The following is a 17,427-nucleotide window of genomic DNA, read 5'->3' as shown; positions in this document are numbered from 1 at the left end:
CATACCGGGCTTATAGCCCGTGAGCAAGCCACCCGTTTTACGGGTGGTCTTGACTTGTCGTAAGGTTAAGACTAGATGAATTGAATCCCACCGTCGATCTGAACGGATTGTCCGGTCATGTAATCGGAGTCGTGAGAACCTAGGTAGGAGACATAGTTGGCGACGTCTTCTGGCGTCTCCACGCGGCCTAAGGTGATGGACTCGGAGTACTTCTTCAGGTACTCGCCCTTAGTTCCACCCAACTGCTTGACCATTTCTTCGTCGATCAGACTCCACATGCTGGTGCCGACGATTCCTGGGCAGTAGGCGTTCACGGTGATGTGCTTCTTACCCAGTTCCTTGGCAGCCGCTTGGGTCAAGCCCCGAACGGCAAACTTAGTGGCGGAGTAGGCGCCCAGTAAGTCGAAGGCAATGTGGCCGGCGATACTGGAAGCGTTGATAATCTTGCGAATCTTGTCACCGTCGTCTTGTTTTTCAAATTGAGCGGTCGCCGCTTGGATTCCGTAGAGGTCACCGAAGACGTTGATACTGAAGATCTTTTGCATGTCTTCGGGGGTTTCGTCTTGTAACAACTTGATCTGCGCGATTCCGGCATTGTTGACGTAAGTATCTAGGCGGCCGAAATTGTCAACGGCGGCTTTTACGAAGGCTTTATGTGCAGCGGGGTCGGAAACGTCACCCTTAACGCTGACGGCGGCGAAGCCCTTTTGCTTCAGTTCTTCAGCGGTCGCTGCGGCGGTGTTGGCGTCATAGTCGGCAATGACCACAGCGTACCCGTCTTTAGCCAGCCGTTCGGCGATGCCTTTACCAATCCCGCGACCGGAACCAGTAACTACTGCCACGCGTTTTTCTTCACTCATACTTAAGCGCTCCCTTCACAAACCTAAGGACCAACAACATCCTTAGTATAGTAGAAAAGAAAGTCTTTCTGCAAGCGTTTACATCGGTGATTTTACTAGCCAAGCCACTAGCTAGCGTTAGCAGTGATGACTAGGGGATGGGGGCTAAAAAATGCCGACCAGCATCGCTGATCGGCATTCGGCAGATTGAATCGAGGGTTAGATGAATTGAATCCCACCGTCGATTTGAACGGATTGGCCCGTCATGTAATCGGACTTGGTGGATCCTAAGAAGGAGACGTAGTTGGCCACGTCTTCTGGCGTTTCTACGCGACCCAAGGTGATGGATTCGGCGTACTTCTTCAGGTATTCACCCTTGGTGCCGCCTAGTTGCTTGACCATTTCTTCATCGATCAAGCTCCACATGCTGGTCCCAACGATTCCTGGGCAGTAGGCGTTGACCGTGATGTGCTTCTTGCCCAGTTCCTTGGCAGCCGCTTGGGTCAGACCCCGAACGGCGAACTTGGTCGCGGAGTAGGCCCCTAACAGGTCGAAGGCCACGTGGCCAGCAATACTGGAGGCGTTGATGATCTTACGAATCTGATCACCATCGTCTTGCTTTTCGAATTGGGCAGCGGCGGCTTGGATTCCGTAAAGGTCACCAAAGACGTTCACGCTGAAGATCTTCTGCATGTCTTCCGGCGTTTCGTCTTGCAACAGCTTGATCTGTGCAATTCCAGCGTTGTTGACGTAGGTGTCTAGGCGGCCGAAGTTGTCAACGGCCGCTTTTACAAAGGCTTGGTGGGCTGCGGGATCGGAAACGTCACCGGCCACGCTGACGGCTTCGAAGCCGTTTTGGTTCAGTTCCTTAGCGGTGGCTGCGGCGGTGTTGGCGTCGTAGTCGGCAATCACCAGACTGTACCCGTCTTTAGCTAGTTGTTCAGCAATTCCCTTACCAATGCCTCGACCGGAACCGGTAACTACTGCTACGCGTTTCTCTTCACTCATGTCGAAAATCTCCTTCTTATGGTTTGATGATTTTTCCTTACGAGGCTTAAGTATAGAGAAAAGTTAGCGAGTTTGCAAGAATTTTCACAATAAATTTATGCTTGAGCGACCGTTTTCAGAAACCGTGTCCAGAGAGTTGGCAAGCGGTGTTCGGTTGTACTCGAACGCCATTGCCGGTAAAATAGAGGCATTGAGTAAACAGAGAAGGAGAGCAAACCATGGATTTATCGGCGGCACAAAAGGTCCTCAAGACGACCTTTGGGTATGATGATTTTCGTCCGGGACAACGGGCGGTCATCGAACACGTTCTAGCGGGGGAGAACACCCTGGCAATTATGCCGACCGGTGGCGGGAAATCGCTATGCTACCAGATTCCGGCACTGCTTTTTGAGGGGATCACGGTGGTGGTCTCACCCCTGATTTCGCTGATGAAGGATCAAGTGGATGCCCTAAACGACAGCGGGATCCCGGCGACTTACATCAACAGTACCTTGGAGTGGCCGGAGATTCAGGACCGGTTAGCTGCCCTGCATCAGGGGGCGTTCAAGCTTTTGTACGTCGCGCCCGAACGATTAGATTCGGCGGCGTTCTTACATGCGCTGGGCCAGTTGCCCATCGACCTGTTGGCGGTCGACGAGGCCCACTGTATCTCACAATGGGGCCATGACTTTCGGCCCAGCTATCTGGAACTCAGCACGGCCATCGAACAGTTGCCGACCCATCCCCGAGTACTGGCGTTGACTGCGACCGCCACGCAGCAGGTGGCCACGGATATTCGGGAACGGCTACAGATTCCGGCCGACGATGAGGTCAACACGGGATTCGCCCGGGATAACCTGAACCTAGCGGTGGTCAAGGACCAGGACACCGACCGGTATATTCTGGATTATCTGAAAGTGAACGCGGACCAATCGGGCATCATCTATGCCAGTACCCGAAAGGAAGTTAAACGGCTGACGGACCTGTTGACCAGGCACCACGTTAATGTGGCGCCGTATCATGCCGGCTTGCCCGACCAGGAGCGGCGCCAGAACCAAGAGGACTTTCTCTATGATCGGATACAGGTGATGGTTGCCACCAACGCCTTTGGAATGGGTATCGACAAGAGTAACGTGCGGTTCGTGATCCACGCTCAGGTTCCGGGGACCTTGGAAGCTTATTACCAAGAAGCTGGCCGGGCTGGTCGGGACGGGTTGCCTAGCGAGGCGATCCTCCTGTACCGGTCACAGGACTTGCAGATTCAGCACTTCTTTATCGACCAGTCCGAGATGGACGACGCGCATAAGCAAAGCGCCTACCGGAAGTTACAGAAAATGAGTCAGTACGCCAATACCCAGGGGTGCCTCCAGCAATTCATTTTGAGCTACTTCGGGGAAACCTCGGAGCCCTGTGGCCGGTGCAGTAACTGTAAGGATGACCGCGAGTCACAAGACATCACCACGGACGTACAAAAAGTTCTGTCGTGTGTGGTGCGGATGCGGGCCCGGTACGGGAAGGGTATCGTGGCGCAGGTCCTAACGGGAGCACGGAATAAGCGGGTCCTGGACCAACAGTTGGACCAGTTGCCGACTTACGGCATCATGCGTAACCAGCGGCAAAAGAGCGTGGGGGAACTGATCGACTTCTTGATTGCCTCAGGCTACCTCCAGAGTGTGGGGGGCCAGTACCCGACGTTGCAGGTCACCGCTTTAGGGGTCACGGTCTTACGGGGAGAACAACAGGTCTTCCGCAAGATGGCCCGGCAAGCGCAGCGGCTGGCTCCGGAAGACGATGCCTTATTCGGTCAGTTACGGGAATTGCGGCATCAGTTGGCTGAGGAGCAACATGTTCCGCCGTTTGTAATCTTCTCCGACCGCACGCTACACGACATGTGTGCCGTGCAGCCCACGACTCCAGCGGGCTTTCTGGAAGTCCGGGGCGTCGGGCAGAGCAAGTTGGATAAATACGGTGATGCGTTCATGCAGGTCATTCGTGAGAATCAAGCTTAGTCCCTATAATAGGATGAAAAAGGCCTCACTACTCGAATTTAACGAGTGGTGAGGCCTTTCGTTTAGCACTATTTTGTTGAGGGATAATCGGGTCCATCCGCCTTACCGGGCGTCCAGACAGGGCTGGAACACCGTGGGCACCACTTCGAGCCAAAGGGCGGTCTCGAAGTTGGGCCTTTGACTAGGGCAGCCAAGAACGCTCCCCAAGTCAAATTTCACGGCTGAGCCCTGTCTGGACGCCCTCTCGGCTCACTTTTGGGTTGTCTGTAGAAGGCTGCTTACTGGATGAATTTATCCCCGGGGGGGGCAATCCTCGTGAAGCCATAATCTTTAAAAATGGTTCCGCGGGCATCAATAGGAATACCAGAAGTCGACTCATACGGTAAGGCGGATGATTAAAGCGGATGGTTAATCGGCCACCTGGATGCGGAACATGTTCCAGGAGAGTGGGGCCAGCGTGGTGCTGAGCTGGTGAGCGTCAACCGTGACCTGGGTGTTGGGCTGCAGGTGCATGTGTTGGTCTTCGTTGGTCTCCTTGATTCCGTAACCGCAGAATTGGGTGGCTTCGACTAAATTCTTGGCCGTGAACTCGCACAATTCGGTGCTGAAGTCCAGTGGAGTCTGGCCCTTATTTTCGGCAAAGACTACGACTTCGTGCTGGTCAGGATTGTAGACGGCTAGACTATCTAGGACGGGAACGTCTTGGAAGTCCTTGCTGTTGTAGGTCGGTGTGGTCTGCTTAGGGGCTAACGCAATCCCCCGGCCGTACTTGGAAACCTGCATGAATGGGAAGAAGATCGACTGGAGCCAGATACCCTGATCGTCCGTCATAATTGGGGCGATGACGTTGACCAGTTGGGCTAAGCAAGCGATTTTGACCCGGTCAGCGTGCTTCAAGAGGGTGATCAGCATGGTACCGACCATCAAGGCGTCTTCGAAGTTGTAGTGGTCTTCCAACAAGTGGGGGGCGTGTTGCCACGGAGCCGTCTCGTCGTCTTGCTTGTGGGAGTGATACCAGACGTTCCATTCGTCCAGGGCCAAGTTTAAGGTCTTGGTGCTGTGCTTGCGGGCCTTGACGGCATCACAAACGGCTACAATGCCACTAATGAATTCGTCGAAGTCGATGGACTTCGCCAAGAAGTTTTCGAGGTCGTTTTCTTGGTTGTCGTAGTAGCGGTGGAGGGAGAGGTAGTCGACGTCATCGTAGGTGTGGTCGAGGACGGTCTCTTCCCAGCTGCCAAAGGTGGCCATTTCCCGGGTTGAACTCCCGCTGACAACCAGGTCGATGTTGGGATCAACTAACCGCATGACTTTCGCGGTCTCGTGAGCCAACCGGCCGTATTCCTCGGCGGTCTTGTGGCCAATCTGCCAGTCGCCGTCCATTTCGTTCCCTAAGCACCAGGTCTTGATGTTAAACGGTTTTTCGGCCCCGTTCTTCTTTCGAAGGTCGCTCCAGTAAGTCCCGCCGGGGAAGTTGCAGTATTCAATCAGGTTCCGGGCGGCGTCGATGCCCCGGCTCCCTAGGTTGACTGCCATGTCTGGCCGCGTGCCGGTCTGCTGGGTCCACTTCATGAACTCGTGTAACCCGAATTGGTTGGTTTCAATACTCCGCCAAGCCAGGTCTAGGCGTGTTGGCCGTTGGTCTTTGGGGCCGATGCCGTCTTCCCAGTTATAGCCGGAGACGAAGTTACCACCGGGATAGCGGATTAGATCGATGTTGAGGTCTTTGACCGCTTTGACCACGTCTTGACGAAAGCCATTGTCGTCTGAGTGAGCATTTCCCGGGTTATAGAGCCCGTCGTAGACACCGCGACCCAGATGTTCGATTAGGGCGCTGTAGAGCCGGTCATCAATCTTAGAAATCTGATTCGTGGGGTCAATGGTGAGTTTTGCGTGCATAAGAATGATTCCTCCAAACTAAGGGTGTCTTCATTAAAGGGGGAGGCCAGAATCGGCGCTCCCCCTTTAATGAGTAATCTGTTTAAAAGCTAAGGCGTATGCGGTCAGTCAGCAGATGTCGAAGTCTCTGACTTGGCATTTGGATCTTCAACTTCACCAGCTTGAACAGGGTCTTCCTTCTTCAGGAAGAAGACAGCGAACAGGGTAATGAAGAAGACCACGATTCCCATAATCACGTAAGTGTGTTGGTAACCGATCACATCGTACATCTTCCCAGCAACAGACGAGAAGATGAAGACGGAGATTTGCTTAGCGAAGTTAGATGCTAAAGCGTAAACCGTGGCGTACAGACGGATATCGAAGGCACCGGCAATGTACTTCATGATGGAAGTCAACAGCAAAGGCATTTCCAGACCAGCCAACAGACGGAAGCCCACGACCCAGATCCAGTTAGGGGATAATGCAGACCCTAAGATCCGGATACAAGTGATGAACCCGTAAATCAACAGACCATTCCGAGAACCAATCTTGTTGATGATCCAAGGCATTGGGAACATCAAGCAGAATTCAATCGCGGTTTGAGCGGAACTCATGTAACTGTAAACCAGCGTCCCTTGAGCAGCCGTATCGAAGAACGTCTTGAAGAAGATGATGAATTGTTGGTCAAAGACATCGAACAGTGCGGAAGCACCCATGTAGAAGATCGCCAAAACCCAGAGGTTCTTGATCTTGAACACGGACAGAACCGTCTTCATATCCAAGGAGTTGGACGTGTCACCGGCAGCTGCGGCGTTATCTAAGTCGATCTTGTCACTAAAGATCAGTAAACCAGTTAAGATAATCGCAGCGATGGTGCAGGCCCAGAAGATGGAGTTTGGTTGCCAGAGGAAGATCCGGCCGGCAACTAAGGAAGCGACAACCCCGGCAACGGAACCACCGACCCGAGAGTGGGCGTATTCGAAGCCGTTCGCCAGGCTGGCCCGTTGAACATATTGTTCAATAACGGAAACCCCACCGTTTAAGACGAAACTCAGGAACGTCCCAGTGACGATGGCCACTAAGAAGGCGTTGATGTGCAGGATTGGCATGAAGACCCACTGGAAGTACGGGCCAATGAAGATACCAACGATAGAAATCGTCAGGATCAAGGTCTTCTTAAAGAGTAACTTATCGGAAACAACCCCAAAGATTGGTTGGAAGATCAATGAAATCCCGGCCATCATGGAGAACACGGCACCAGATTCGGTTCCGTTCAAGTGTGCCACTTGCTCCATCCAGAGGGTCAGATAACCGTTAACGACCGCCCAGATAAAGAAGTAACTAAAGTGGGTAATGGGGAATCCCCAGAAATGTTTTGATTCAGTTTTTGCAGTATTATCCATAATTTATCTGCTCCTATTTAGTCATAGTTGTAAGGAACTGGTTTGCCGAAGTTCGGCGTCCCATCGTCATTCCAGGTAAATGGTTGAACCATCGTATGCCGGTTAGGATCGTACAGTGGATCACCCTTGATGTCGGTGTAGTTCCGGCAGTGGTAAACCAAGATATCGGTCTTGTCGTCTTCAGCCACCGTAAAGGAGTTATGGCCGGGACCGTATTGGTGAATTGGCATGTTGCTTTGGAAGACGGGCGTCTTGGACTTCTGCCAGTTAGCAGGATCCAAGAGGTCGGCGTTTTCATCGACGGTCAACATTCCCATGGCGTAGTTTTCGTCAGTCGCACTGGCGGAGTAGGTCAGGAAGAAGCGACCATTCCGGTGTAAGACAGCTGGACCTTCGTTGACCCAGAAGATCTTGGTTTCCCAGTCGTATTCTGGCTTGGTCAACATGACCGGCTTAGTCTTCAACGTCCAAGGGTTTTCCATTTCGGCGATGTAGATGTTGGAGTTCCCTTTGATGGCTGGATCCTTTTGGGCCCAGACGTAGTATAACTTGTTTTGGGCTTCAAAGACCGTGGCATCTAAGGCGAAGGTGTCTAATGGCGTCACGATTTGACCATGTTCGGTCCAGTCGGCTTCGTCGCGCATTGGATCTGGATTGTCACATTCGATGCAGTACATCCGGTGTTGGAACATCCCGTTGTGGTCGAATTCCTTAGTGTGGGAAGCGGCGAAGTAGATGAACCACTTGCCATCGATGTAGTGCAGTTCTGGCGCCCAGATCAACTGGCTCATGGCACCGCTACCATCTGGGTGCTTACGCCAAACAGTCCGGGGTGCGGCGTTCGCTAAACCGTTCAAGGTCTTGGCCCGCCGAATCTCAATCAGGTTGTAAGCAGGTACCGAAGCGGTGAAGTAGTAGTAACCGTCAGTGTGCTTGTAGATGTAGGGGTCAGCCCGTTGGACAATCAAGGGGTTGATGTAATCTGATGCTTGTACCATAAAATGCGTCTCTCCTTTAAAAAATGAAAATAATTTGTAAGGACTTAAAAATTGCTAATTCCAATAAATCCTAATAAATAAGTACAACTGCAATATACGACCGTATGAAAACGTTGTCAACCTTTTTGTTAATCTTTCTACAAAAAGAATTGACAAATAGGTTGATAAGTAATCATAATGTTAAATGTAAGCGGATATTATCTCACACTTCTAGAACAGAATTAACTTTTTAGGAAATGTAAGCCATTAAGAAAGCTAGAAAGGAATTTCATCATGCAGTTAGATGTTTCAGAAGGCTCGCTCAAAGTTTATGAAGCGTTAGCCAGTTCGGTCCGATTACGAATTATTCGTCTGTTATCGGAACACCCCATGAGCGTCAAAGATTTGGCTACGGCTTTAGACCTGAGTAGCCCCATCGTCACTAAGCACCTGAACAAGTTGACTGAAGCAGAGTTAATTACCAGCAAACGGGTCGGTCATCAGAAAGTTTCTTCATTAAAGGTCGATACCATCGACGTGAAGTTTCCCCATCAGATCTACCCGAAATTCAAAGTTCACAAGAATGCGATTCCGGTGGGCCACTACACGGAGTACAGCGTGGAGCCCTCTTGCGGGTTGGCGGGGCCGGACGGGTATATCGGGAAGGTCGATAACCCCAAGTACTTTATGTTTGCTGACCGGATGACGGCTGGGATGATCTGGTTTAACAACGGGTTCGTGGAGTACCAGACGCCGAACTTCGTGGGGCCGGACGAACAACTGGAGATGCTGGACCTGTCCATGGAACTGGGCTCAGAGTTTCCCTTTTCCAACAACACCTGGCCGTCGGACATTACCTTCTTCATTAACGGTAAGGAAATCGGCACTTGGCGTAGCCCGGGAGACTTTTCGGATATCCGGGGGAAGTACACGCCAGATTGGGTCCCCGATAACGTCAACCAATACGGTATCTTAAAGATTCTACGGGTCACGGACCACGGGACCTACCTGGACGGTCAACCCTTTACAGACGTTTGTTTAAAGGACTTACCAGCGGATGAGGACTTGTGGACCATTCGGTTTGAGATCAAGCCGGATGCTAAGAAGTCCGGGGGATGTACGATCTTTGGCAAGGGCTTTGGGAACTATGACCAGAATATTGAGCTGTCAGCCTACTATAGTTAGACCAATGAATTATGCGATAAATTTAGAGTAACGGTGAATTTATTTGAAATGTACGCCTAAAACCGGTAAACTTAAAAGCATTAACGAGGTGCGCTATGGAGAATAAATATCAAAAAGTCAAAGACGGCTTAAAAGAAGACATCATTTCGGGGAAGTTTAAGGTCAACGACAAGCTTCCCACGGAATCAGAACTGATGAAGCAATACGCGGTCAGTCGTTACACCGTGCGACGGGCCGTGGGCGACTTGGAAAGTGACCACTTTATCTACCGGATTCAGGGTGGGGGCATGTTCGTCCAGGATTGGCATAAGGATTGGTCGACCCCAGCGGACACCAAGCTGATTGGGGTCATTACCACCCACATCGCCGACTACATCTTCCCCAACATTATTTCGGGCATCGACCAGGTCTTGTCGCAGGCGGGCTACTCAATCTTACTGAGTAACACCCACAACACCCACGAGAAGGAGCGGAAGAGTCTGATCAACATGTTGGACAGTAAGGTCGCGGGGCTGATCATCGAACCCACGCAGAGTGCCTTGCCCAACCCCAATCAAGATTTGTACCAGGAGATTAAGGACGACGAGCTACCCACGCTGTTTATTAACGCCCACTATCCCAAGTACGATTTCCCGTACGTGGATACGAACGATTTAGAGGCGGAGCAGCAGTTGGTCAATTACCTCTTTGACCTGGGGCACCAAAGCATCCTGGGAATCTTCCAAGTGGACGATATTCAGGGGGTCAACCGGATGAACGGGTTCGTGCGGGCCTACCAACAGCGGCCAGAACTTTCCTATATGAGTAACATCATCATGTACCAATCCGGGGAAGACTCTCAGAAGTTGTTTGAGCGCATCATGAACTACTTGCGGCAAGCGGACGCTCCAACGGCGATTGCGTGCTACAACGACCAACTGGCGATCGAAGTGATTGATTTCCTGAAGTCCCAAGACTTACAGGTTCCCGACCAACTTTCGGTGGTGGGTTTTGATAACTACCAGATGGGGGAATACTTTACGCCTAGTCTGACCACGGTCAACCACGAGAAGGAACAGATGGGGGCCGATGCGGCGCACATGCTGGTCAAGTTACTGAATCGGGAGTCGGTAGACTCAATTACCTACGAGCCCGAATTGGTTAAACGGCATTCGGCGATTCATCACGAGTCAAAATAAGTAAACATAAAAGGGACTGCTTTTCCGGCTAACGGAAGGGCAGTCCCTTTTACGTTGGGCTATTGATCCACCTTGTGTCGTCAAACACATACTAGAAAAATGACACGCATCAGCCAGTGTGAGATATTATAAACAACTGGTGAACAATCGGATTGTTAGCGCTACCAATATAGGTTAAATTATAGGCAGATAGAAGCGTGAGTCAGTAAGAGTTGACCTATCCCAGGGTTTTCGCTATCTTTAATGTAACCGTTATCAAAAAATGTGGTGGGAGACTCTTTTTGCAGTGCGTTTTTATAAATACGCTTTTCTAAGGAGGAAACTATTGTGAAAAGTCAAGTTGCAGAAGCCATGAAGACGGACGCTAAAGTCCCGTTTCACCGGATGCTCGCGTTTGCCAGTACGGATATGGCGGGGAATTTACTCTACACGACGGTCACCACGTTTATTCTGTATTACTACACCGACGTCTTTGGATTGAGCGTCGCTGCCGCCGGGACCATCTTACTGGCCGCCCGGGTCTTAGACGCCTTCGACGCACCAGTCTGGGGCTTCATCATCGACCATACCCATACCCGGTGGGGCCAGAGTCGACCGTACTTCTTATGGATGGCCTTTCCGTTCGCTATCTTCTTCGTCCTGATGTTCATGAGTCCGGACCTAAGTGCCACCGGGAAGTTCTGGTGGGCCATGATCACGTACTTACTCTTCGGGATTTCGTATACCGGGGTCGGGACACCGATCAGTTCCATCCTGCCGAACTTGAGTAACGATTCGGACGAACGGATTAAGTTGAACAGTACCCGGATGATCGGGGGGAACATTGGGTTCTTCATCACCGCGAGCTTTACCCTGACCTTCGTGGCCGTCTTAGGTGGCGGCAACGAAACCGCTGGTTGGCGGAATACGGCGATTGCCTTAGCAATCGTTGGTTTTGCACTCTTGATGTTTGCGTTCTTTGACACCAAGGAAATCAACACGGAACGTCAAAAGTCCTTACCAATCATAGATAGTATTCGGGCCGCTAAGAGCAACTGGCCGTGGTTCATCTTGGTCATTGCCTTTATCTTCTACTGGTTAGGGAACGCTTCCCGGTCCGCCGTGGTCGTTTACTACACGCAGTACAACTTAGGCGTTAAGGGGTTCGCTTCCGTCTTGAACGGGTTAGTGATGTTCCAAATCATTGGGATGCTGCTGATTCCATTCTTAGTTAAGAAGTTCAGTAAGACGCGGGTCCTGATGTTCGGTTTAATTTTAGCCGCCTTTGGTCAAGTCCTGATTGCTTTCACGGGGAAGTCCCTGATCGCGTTAGGTGTTGCTTGGGCGATTGCCTCCGTCGGAACTGGGATTTCCGTCTCCATGCCGTTCGCGATGTTATCTGACACCGTTGATTACGGGGAATGGAAGAACGGTATCCGGGCCAGTGGGTTCTTAACGGCCATCGGGAGTTCCTTCGCCATCAAGATGGGGTCCGGCTTTGGTGGCTGGGCACCGTCCGTGATTTTGAGTAAGGCCGGGTACCAGGCCGGCGCTACCCAGACCGATGCGGCCTTAAGCGCCATTCGGTTCTGTATCAGTTACTTACCAGCCATCTTCTTCGTCATTGGGGCGTTGATCATGATCTTCTACGGCCGGTTTGAAAAGCAAGAAACTAGTATTCGGGAGACCTTAGCCGCTAAGCGGGGGACGGTCGAAGACTAGCGCGTTACATTAAGAATAGAGGGGTGATTGCATGGCACAACCAGCCTACATTTCCATTTCGTGTTTGCCGCTACCAACCTTTATTGAAGGGGGGTATGCGACCTTTCACGCGGGTGACCGGCATCCCAACCGGCATCATTTACAGTTCTTTATCCTGATGCTGATGGAAAAGGGGGAACTGTACATTGCTGAAGACGGGGTGAACTATACGGTCAAGGCCGGCGAGATGTTCATCTTGCGGCCCCTGCATCACCACTATTCTTGGCACGTGGTAACGGAAGACACCGCGTATTATTGGTTGCACTTTTACGTGACCGGTCGTTGGGAGCAACAGACCAGTCTGGTCCCCATGGGCTCGGTGATCAACGTTCCGACGTTGCACCACTACACCCCGGTCGAGACGCTGTATCTGGCGAAACACGTCAAGATGCGCCATCCCCACCGGCTGGCCGAGATGACCCGGCAGATCTTTAAGAACAGTGAGGCCACCGAATCGTACGGGTTCTGGCAAGCCCAGCAGCTCTTTATCGATGTTTTGCAGGAGATTCAGGTTCAGTCGCAACAGGAGTCGGCCATGGTCCAGCTCTCCGATCAGTTGCAACGCTACCTACGGGACCACTTCAATGAAAAGATCACCAGTGCCACGCTGAGTCGGGAGTTTCATTTCCACCCGAACCACCTGATTCGGACGTTGAAGGCCACTACGGGCTTGACCCCGACAGAGTATCTCCGGCAGTACCGGATGGAAGAGGCGGAGAAGTGTCTGTTGAACACCACCATGTCGGAGACGGAAATCGCCCAAGACGTGGGGTTCCAAAATATCTATTATTTCTCAACAGTGTTCAAGCAGTACACGGGGATGGCCCCGACGCAGTACCGGCGGGCGCAGACCAACCTGACTGTGGTCCCGAATGATCGGCAAGTTCCCGAGTGTAACCCTTAAAGAGGAGTTGAAGAGTTTGAAATCAGCAGCATTTAAGTTAGCGGTCAACGCACGTGGTGACGTGGTCAACTTACAGAACCGTGCGGACGACCACCAGATGAACTGGGTGATTGACCCAGCTTATCTCGAACAGATCGGCTATCCGGACCAGGATAAGCTCTTTGGTGAGTTCACCCTGACCATCGGGGGACGGGTCTATCGCAGTTACGATTACCAGCCCCAAGTGACCACGGAAGACCAACAGGTGACCGTGACCTACCTAGTCGCAGATTTGGTTTTGACGGAGCGTTATCGTCTGGAGGACCAACGGGTGGTCTGGGCGATCGACCTGCAGAACCCGACCGAAGAGCCCGTGACGTTGACTAACCTGGGTGTTTGGGCGTCATTAGCTTACGTGATGTTCCGGGACAAGAACGTTCACCGGAACATGTCCGATTCGGCGGCCGTCTTTCCCAGCATCTCCGCGAACTTCACGAAGTTGGCGGGCGTCCGCCGGGATAACCAGGGACCGAACCTGGGCCTGTACCAGACGGCCGGTGAGATGCGGTCGGTCGGCACCTATAATGAATGGACCAACCGGTTCTTCGAGAACGTTTCGCCGTCGCTGGATGGGCTGTTGTTCCATCAACTGGTCTTGGCTGGCGGTTACGCAGCCGGCCAGGCGCCCAAGAACGACTGGATCTATAGTTCAGATTGGGTAACCTTAGCACCACAAATGACGCAACAATGGGAGTTTGTCCTCCAGCCGTTTACCACACCGGATGATTTCCAACGGGTGGCGGGGCTGAACGGACACCCCCAGATCACCTACGACCCACTCCTGTTTACCGGGCAAATGACCAATATCCACATCACCGTCCCAGCGGGTCACCACCTCGAACGCTTGACGCTGGTGCACCAAGCCGCCGGTCAGATGGTGGAACGGGACGTAACGGATGATTACCGGGATGGCTGGTTACGGACCCTGATCAGTGGGATGGGCGAGCACTGCCTCCACGTGACCTTAACGGATGGTCGGGAAGACTTAGTGGTCTTCAACGTGATGGATTCGGTCAGAGACCTGGTCGAGACTCGGGTAGCCTGGTTAACGGACCACGCCTATAACGGGAAGTCCGCGGAACCTCAAGATGCCTTTACCCCAATCTCGAATCAGGGGGAATCGTTAGGGAAGCTCAGCCTGATTCTACAGGCGAACCTCTTACACCGGACGGATCAGACCGTCGAACAGGTCCGCAAGGTCGAGGCCAGTGCGGTGAACTATGTGAAGAACAAGTGGTTTACCGATGGCGACTTTTTGAAGCCCGTCAACTTGTACGGGGACTTTTACCGGGACATGGACTTCGAGTACATCGGCCACGTGTACTACCTCTTAGCTCAGTTTGACCAATCGACCCTGGCGTTGCATTCAGCAGCGACTTACCTGAAGTGGGCGGCCCAGGTCTTTAACCTGCGGGTCAATGCCGACCTGCACACCTCCGTTCGTGCCAAGGAAGAGGCCCACATGCTGGGCGTCTACTTCCTCTACATTAACGATCTATTGGCGGACCTGAAGACGCATGGCTTGACCGCCGAATACCAGCAGATCAAACAATGTTGGGAAGAGGCCACGCAACGGGTCGCAGCCCATAGTCAGGACTACCAGGCGGCGATCACGGAACACTTCTACGACAATGCGGGCTTTGGTCCGGCGACCGGGGCTTTAGCGAACGCGGGTTACCTGAAGGAAGCCCGGCGGTATGCGGAGCTCTTGAAGGCCAACATCGGCTACAGTAATGATTTTCGGAGCCAAGCCCCGGACCGTTGGTGGGAAGCTCAGTCCTACATGATTCATTCACTGTGGGGCGGGATTACCGCAGCCTCAGCCCTGGACGCGTATGAGGTCCTCGATGACGACGCGCTTTTGCTAGGCGCGTACCGGGCGTTTGTGGGCGTTCTGTACATGTACGACAGTCACGCGACCACAATTGCCAACCCGTTAGCTGCGGGGGAAGCGGCGTCGACCTACAGTATCGCGGGTCCTAACATCAACCGACCGGACCTTTCCCGTAACCGGTTCGGTCAATCGACCTTTGCCCAAGATGGCGGCATCTATAGCCGACTCTTCCCGGATGGGGATACGGGCCAGGCCGATTGGGACATGGGGGAAGAATTGGCGGCCTACCTGAAGGGCTTTGGGCAGACGGCTTACCTGTACCAGCGGGCGAATGGCGACTTAGCCGTGGTCAATGGCCGGTTGAATCAGCTGTCACCGACCCAGTACGAAGTCACCAACCTGGCACCGTACCCCCGTCAGGTGAAGTTCGTGCACCGGCACCAATCTTGTCAGTCTACGGCGCCAACGGTGATCTATGACACGATGCAGGGATTTATCACGAAAGATTAGCATAGTTGAAATCGTCTCCGAAATTTTGGGAGACGATTTTTATTTATACGGATAAGTGGGTCTCGGCGACAATTCAACGAATTTAGGTGTAAGCGGTATAAACGGGATGAAATCTCAGAAAAATTTATGCTACGTTTCCCGAAATGACGCGGATAATAGCGGGACCAAATGGTTAGAGATACCGGATACACGAGTTATAAATTAGCAGAAATCCCCATAAATAATCCGTACAAATATAAAAATATCTTGATTTATGCGAATAAAAATGTGATACTAAAGTCACTGAGAGATAAATAACGAATTCACGATATGTGTTCGGGAGGGTTAAGCAGATGAGTGCGGAAGAAATTGCTCAAGCCGTTGAAAGCGGTAACATATCCCTGGGAATCGAATTAGGTTCTACGCGGATCAAAGCAGTCTTAGTAACACCTGATTTTAAGACCATCGCAGCCGGCAGCTACGTATGGGAAAACGAATTAAAGGATGGCGTGTGGACTTACTCCTTAGAGAAGGTCTGGACGGGCATCCAAGCCAGTTACCAAGCTATGGCTACGGAAGTACACGACCGATACGGCGTGACCTTGACTAAGATTGGTTCGATTGGGGTCAGTGCGATGATGCACGGCTACATGGCCTTCAACCAAGACGACCAGTTACTGGTTCCATTCCGAACTTGGCGGAACAACATCACGGAACAGGCCGCTGATGACCTGACCAAGTTGTTCGATTTCAACATCCCACAACGCTGGAGTATTGCGCACTTATACCAAGCCATCTTGAATCAAGAAGATCACGTGAAGGACGTTTCCTTCATGACCACGTTAGCGGGTTACGTTCACTGGCAATTATCCGGCGAAAAGGTCGTCGGTATCGGGGACGCCTCCGGGATCTTCCCAATTGACAGCGAGACCAAGACTTACCGGCACGACTTTTTAGAACAGTTCCGGGGCTTGAAGGCGGTTCGCCAATACCTCTGGGACATCCAAGATATCTTACCTGCCGTTAAGGTGGCGGGCGAAGCTGCTGGTCAGTTGACCACTGATGGGGCCAAGTTATTGGACCCTAAGGGCAACTTGACGGCCGGTAGTGTGATGGCCCCACCTGAAGGGGACGCTGGAACTGGAATGGTCGGGACCAACGCGGTGCGGGAACGGACCGGGAACATCTCGGCTGGGACCTCAGCCTTCTCCATGGTGGTCTTGGACCAACCGATGAAGGCGGTTCACCGCGATATCGACCTAGTGACTACGCCAACGGGGTTACCCGTTGCCATGGTCCACACCAACAACTGTTCATCAGACATCAATGCGTGGGTCAACCTCTTTAAGGAATTCGCTCAGAGTATTGGTGTTGAGTTGAAGCCGGATGAACTCTACGGTGCCCTGTTCAACAAGTCAACGGAAGGGGATGCCGACGCCGGTGGGTTGCTGAACTACAGTTACTTATCTGGTGAGAACATCACCAAGATGACGGCGGGCCGGCCACTCTTTGTCCGCACGCCGAACAGCCACTTTAACTTGGCCAACTTCGTGAAGACCCAGTTGTACGCGGCCTTTGCCCCTCTGAAGATTGGGATGGACATCTTGGCTAACGAAGAACACATCCACCTAGATTCCTTGATCGCTCAAGGTGGGTTGTTCCGGACGCCTAAGGTGGGGCAACAGGTCTTAGCCGATTCCCTGAACACGCCGATCACGGTCATGAGTACCGCTAGTGAGGGTGGTCCATGGGGGATGGCGGTTCTGGGCTTCTACGTTCAGAACAAAGCCGCCGGTGAGACGCTGGAAGACTACTTGGATAAGCAAGTCTTTGCGGATCCTGAGAGTACGACGCTAGCGCCGGACCCAGCGGGTGTTAAGGGGTCTAACGCCTTTATCGCCAACTACAAGCAAGGATTAGCCATCGAAGGACAAGCGGTTGACCGCTTAGCCGATTAATCAGCAA

12 protein-coding genes are annotated in these 17,427 nt (G+C 52.3%); 7 read left to right on the top strand and 5 right to left on the bottom strand.

What is annotated here, in order from left to right:
* Window positions 1-71: 71 nt before the first annotated feature.
* Window positions 72-860, bottom strand: a complete 789-nt coding sequence (locus tag FD30_RS09340) for an acetoin reductase (RefSeq protein ID WP_056944799.1) — start codon at window positions 858-860, stop codon at window positions 72-74.
* 198 nt (window positions 861-1,058) lie between these two features.
* Window positions 1,059-1,847 (bottom strand): acetoin reductase, encoded by a 789-nt coding sequence (locus tag FD30_RS09335; RefSeq protein ID WP_056944798.1) that lies wholly within the window; start codon window positions 1,845-1,847, stop codon window positions 1,059-1,061.
* A 218-nt stretch (window positions 1,848-2,065) separates the two neighbouring features.
* On the opposite strand from FD30_RS09335, the gene recQ reads away from it, so the two are divergent.
* Window positions 2,066-3,835, top strand: a complete 1,770-nt coding sequence (gene recQ, locus FD30_RS09330; RefSeq protein ID WP_056944797.1) for a DNA helicase RecQ — start codon at window positions 2,066-2,068, stop codon at window positions 3,833-3,835.
* 408 nt (window positions 3,836-4,243) lie between these two features.
* On the opposite strand, the gene arfA is transcribed toward recQ, so the two are convergent.
* The 3 genes from arfA to FD30_RS09315 all read right to left on the bottom strand — a co-directional run bounded on the left by arfA (window position 4,244) and on the right by FD30_RS09315 (window position 8,114).
* Entirely contained in the window at window positions 4,244-5,734 is a 1,491-nt protein-coding gene (gene arfA, locus FD30_RS09325; RefSeq protein WP_056944796.1) for an arabinosylfuranosidase ArfA, read from the bottom strand.
* Between the two features lie 104 nt (window positions 5,735-5,838).
* On the bottom strand, window positions 5,839-7,116 hold the full coding sequence (locus FD30_RS09320; RefSeq protein ID WP_056944795.1) for an oligosaccharide MFS transporter: 1,278 nt from the start codon (window positions 7,114-7,116) through the stop codon (window positions 5,839-5,841).
* A gap of 17 nt (window positions 7,117-7,133) precedes the next feature.
* Window positions 7,134-8,114 (bottom strand): glycoside hydrolase family 43 protein, encoded by a 981-nt coding sequence (locus FD30_RS09315; RefSeq protein WP_056944794.1) that lies wholly within the window; start codon window positions 8,112-8,114, stop codon window positions 7,134-7,136.
* A gap of 273 nt (window positions 8,115-8,387) precedes the next feature.
* Between FD30_RS09315 and FD30_RS09310 the strand changes: the two genes are divergently transcribed.
* From FD30_RS09310 to FD30_RS09285, 6 genes are all read left to right on the top strand, one after another.
* Window positions 8,388-9,278 carry an ArsR/SmtB family transcription factor gene (locus FD30_RS09310; protein WP_056944793.1) on the top strand — a complete coding sequence of 297 codons (891 nt, stop codon included), beginning with the start codon at window positions 8,388-8,390 and terminating at the stop codon, window positions 9,276-9,278.
* A 95-nt stretch (window positions 9,279-9,373) separates the two neighbouring features.
* Window positions 9,374-10,456, top strand: coding sequence for a GntR family transcriptional regulator (locus FD30_RS09305; RefSeq protein WP_056944792.1), 1,083 nt, complete (start codon window positions 9,374-9,376; stop codon window positions 10,454-10,456).
* A 327-nt stretch (window positions 10,457-10,783) separates the two neighbouring features.
* Window positions 10,784-12,157, top strand: coding sequence for a glycoside-pentoside-hexuronide (GPH):cation symporter (locus FD30_RS09300; RefSeq protein ID WP_024746828.1), 1,374 nt, complete (start codon window positions 10,784-10,786; stop codon window positions 12,155-12,157).
* 31 nt (window positions 12,158-12,188) lie between these two features.
* Window positions 12,189-13,100, top strand: coding sequence for a helix-turn-helix domain-containing protein (locus tag FD30_RS09295; protein WP_082604881.1), 912 nt, complete (start codon window positions 12,189-12,191; stop codon window positions 13,098-13,100).
* Between the two features lie 16 nt (window positions 13,101-13,116).
* Window positions 13,117-15,483 carry a hypothetical protein gene (locus FD30_RS09290; protein ID WP_056944791.1) on the top strand — a complete coding sequence of 789 codons (2,367 nt, stop codon included), beginning with the start codon at window positions 13,117-13,119 and terminating at the stop codon, window positions 15,481-15,483.
* A gap of 332 nt (window positions 15,484-15,815) precedes the next feature.
* Window positions 15,816-17,420, top strand: coding sequence for a xylulokinase (locus FD30_RS09285; RefSeq protein WP_056944790.1), 1,605 nt, complete (start codon window positions 15,816-15,818; stop codon window positions 17,418-17,420).
* Window positions 17,421-17,427 lie beyond the last annotated feature (7 nt).

It is taken from the genome of Levilactobacillus namurensis DSM 19117 (assembly GCF_001434785.1).
Taxonomy (GTDB): Bacteria; Bacillota; Bacilli; order Lactobacillales; family Lactobacillaceae; genus Levilactobacillus; species Levilactobacillus namurensis.
This window is presented reverse-complemented; position numbering and strand designations above follow the sequence as displayed.

Bases quoted from the DNA above. Each gene is read 5' to 3' on its own strand.
- FD30_RS09340 (WP_056944799.1), bottom strand. From the start codon at position 860: ATGAGTGAAGAAAAACGCGTGGCAGTAGTTACTGGTTCCGGTCGCGGG.
- FD30_RS09335 (WP_056944798.1), bottom strand. From the start codon at position 1,847: ATGAGTGAAGAGAAACGCGTAGCAGTAGTTACCGGTTCCGGTCGAGGC.
- recQ (WP_056944797.1), top strand. From the start codon at position 2,066: ATGGATTTATCGGCGGCACAAAAGGTCCTCAAGACGACCTTTGGGTAT.
- arfA (WP_056944796.1), bottom strand. From the start codon at position 5,734: ATGCACGCAAAACTCACCATTGACCCCACGAATCAGATTTCTAAGATT.
- FD30_RS09320 (WP_056944795.1), bottom strand. From the start codon at position 7,116: ATGGATAATACTGCAAAAACTGAATCAAAACATTTCTGGGGATTCCCC.
- FD30_RS09315 (WP_056944794.1), bottom strand. From the start codon at position 8,114: ATGGTACAAGCATCAGATTACATCAACCCCTTGATTGTCCAACGGGCT.
- FD30_RS09310 (WP_056944793.1), top strand. From the start codon at position 8,388: ATGCAGTTAGATGTTTCAGAAGGCTCGCTCAAAGTTTATGAAGCGTTA.
- FD30_RS09305 (WP_056944792.1), top strand. From the start codon at position 9,374: ATGGAGAATAAATATCAAAAAGTCAAAGACGGCTTAAAAGAAGACATC.
- FD30_RS09295 (WP_082604881.1), top strand. From the start codon at position 12,189: ATGGCACAACCAGCCTACATTTCCATTTCGTGTTTGCCGCTACCAACC.
- FD30_RS09285 (WP_056944790.1), top strand. From the start codon at position 15,816: ATGAGTGCGGAAGAAATTGCTCAAGCCGTTGAAAGCGGTAACATATCC.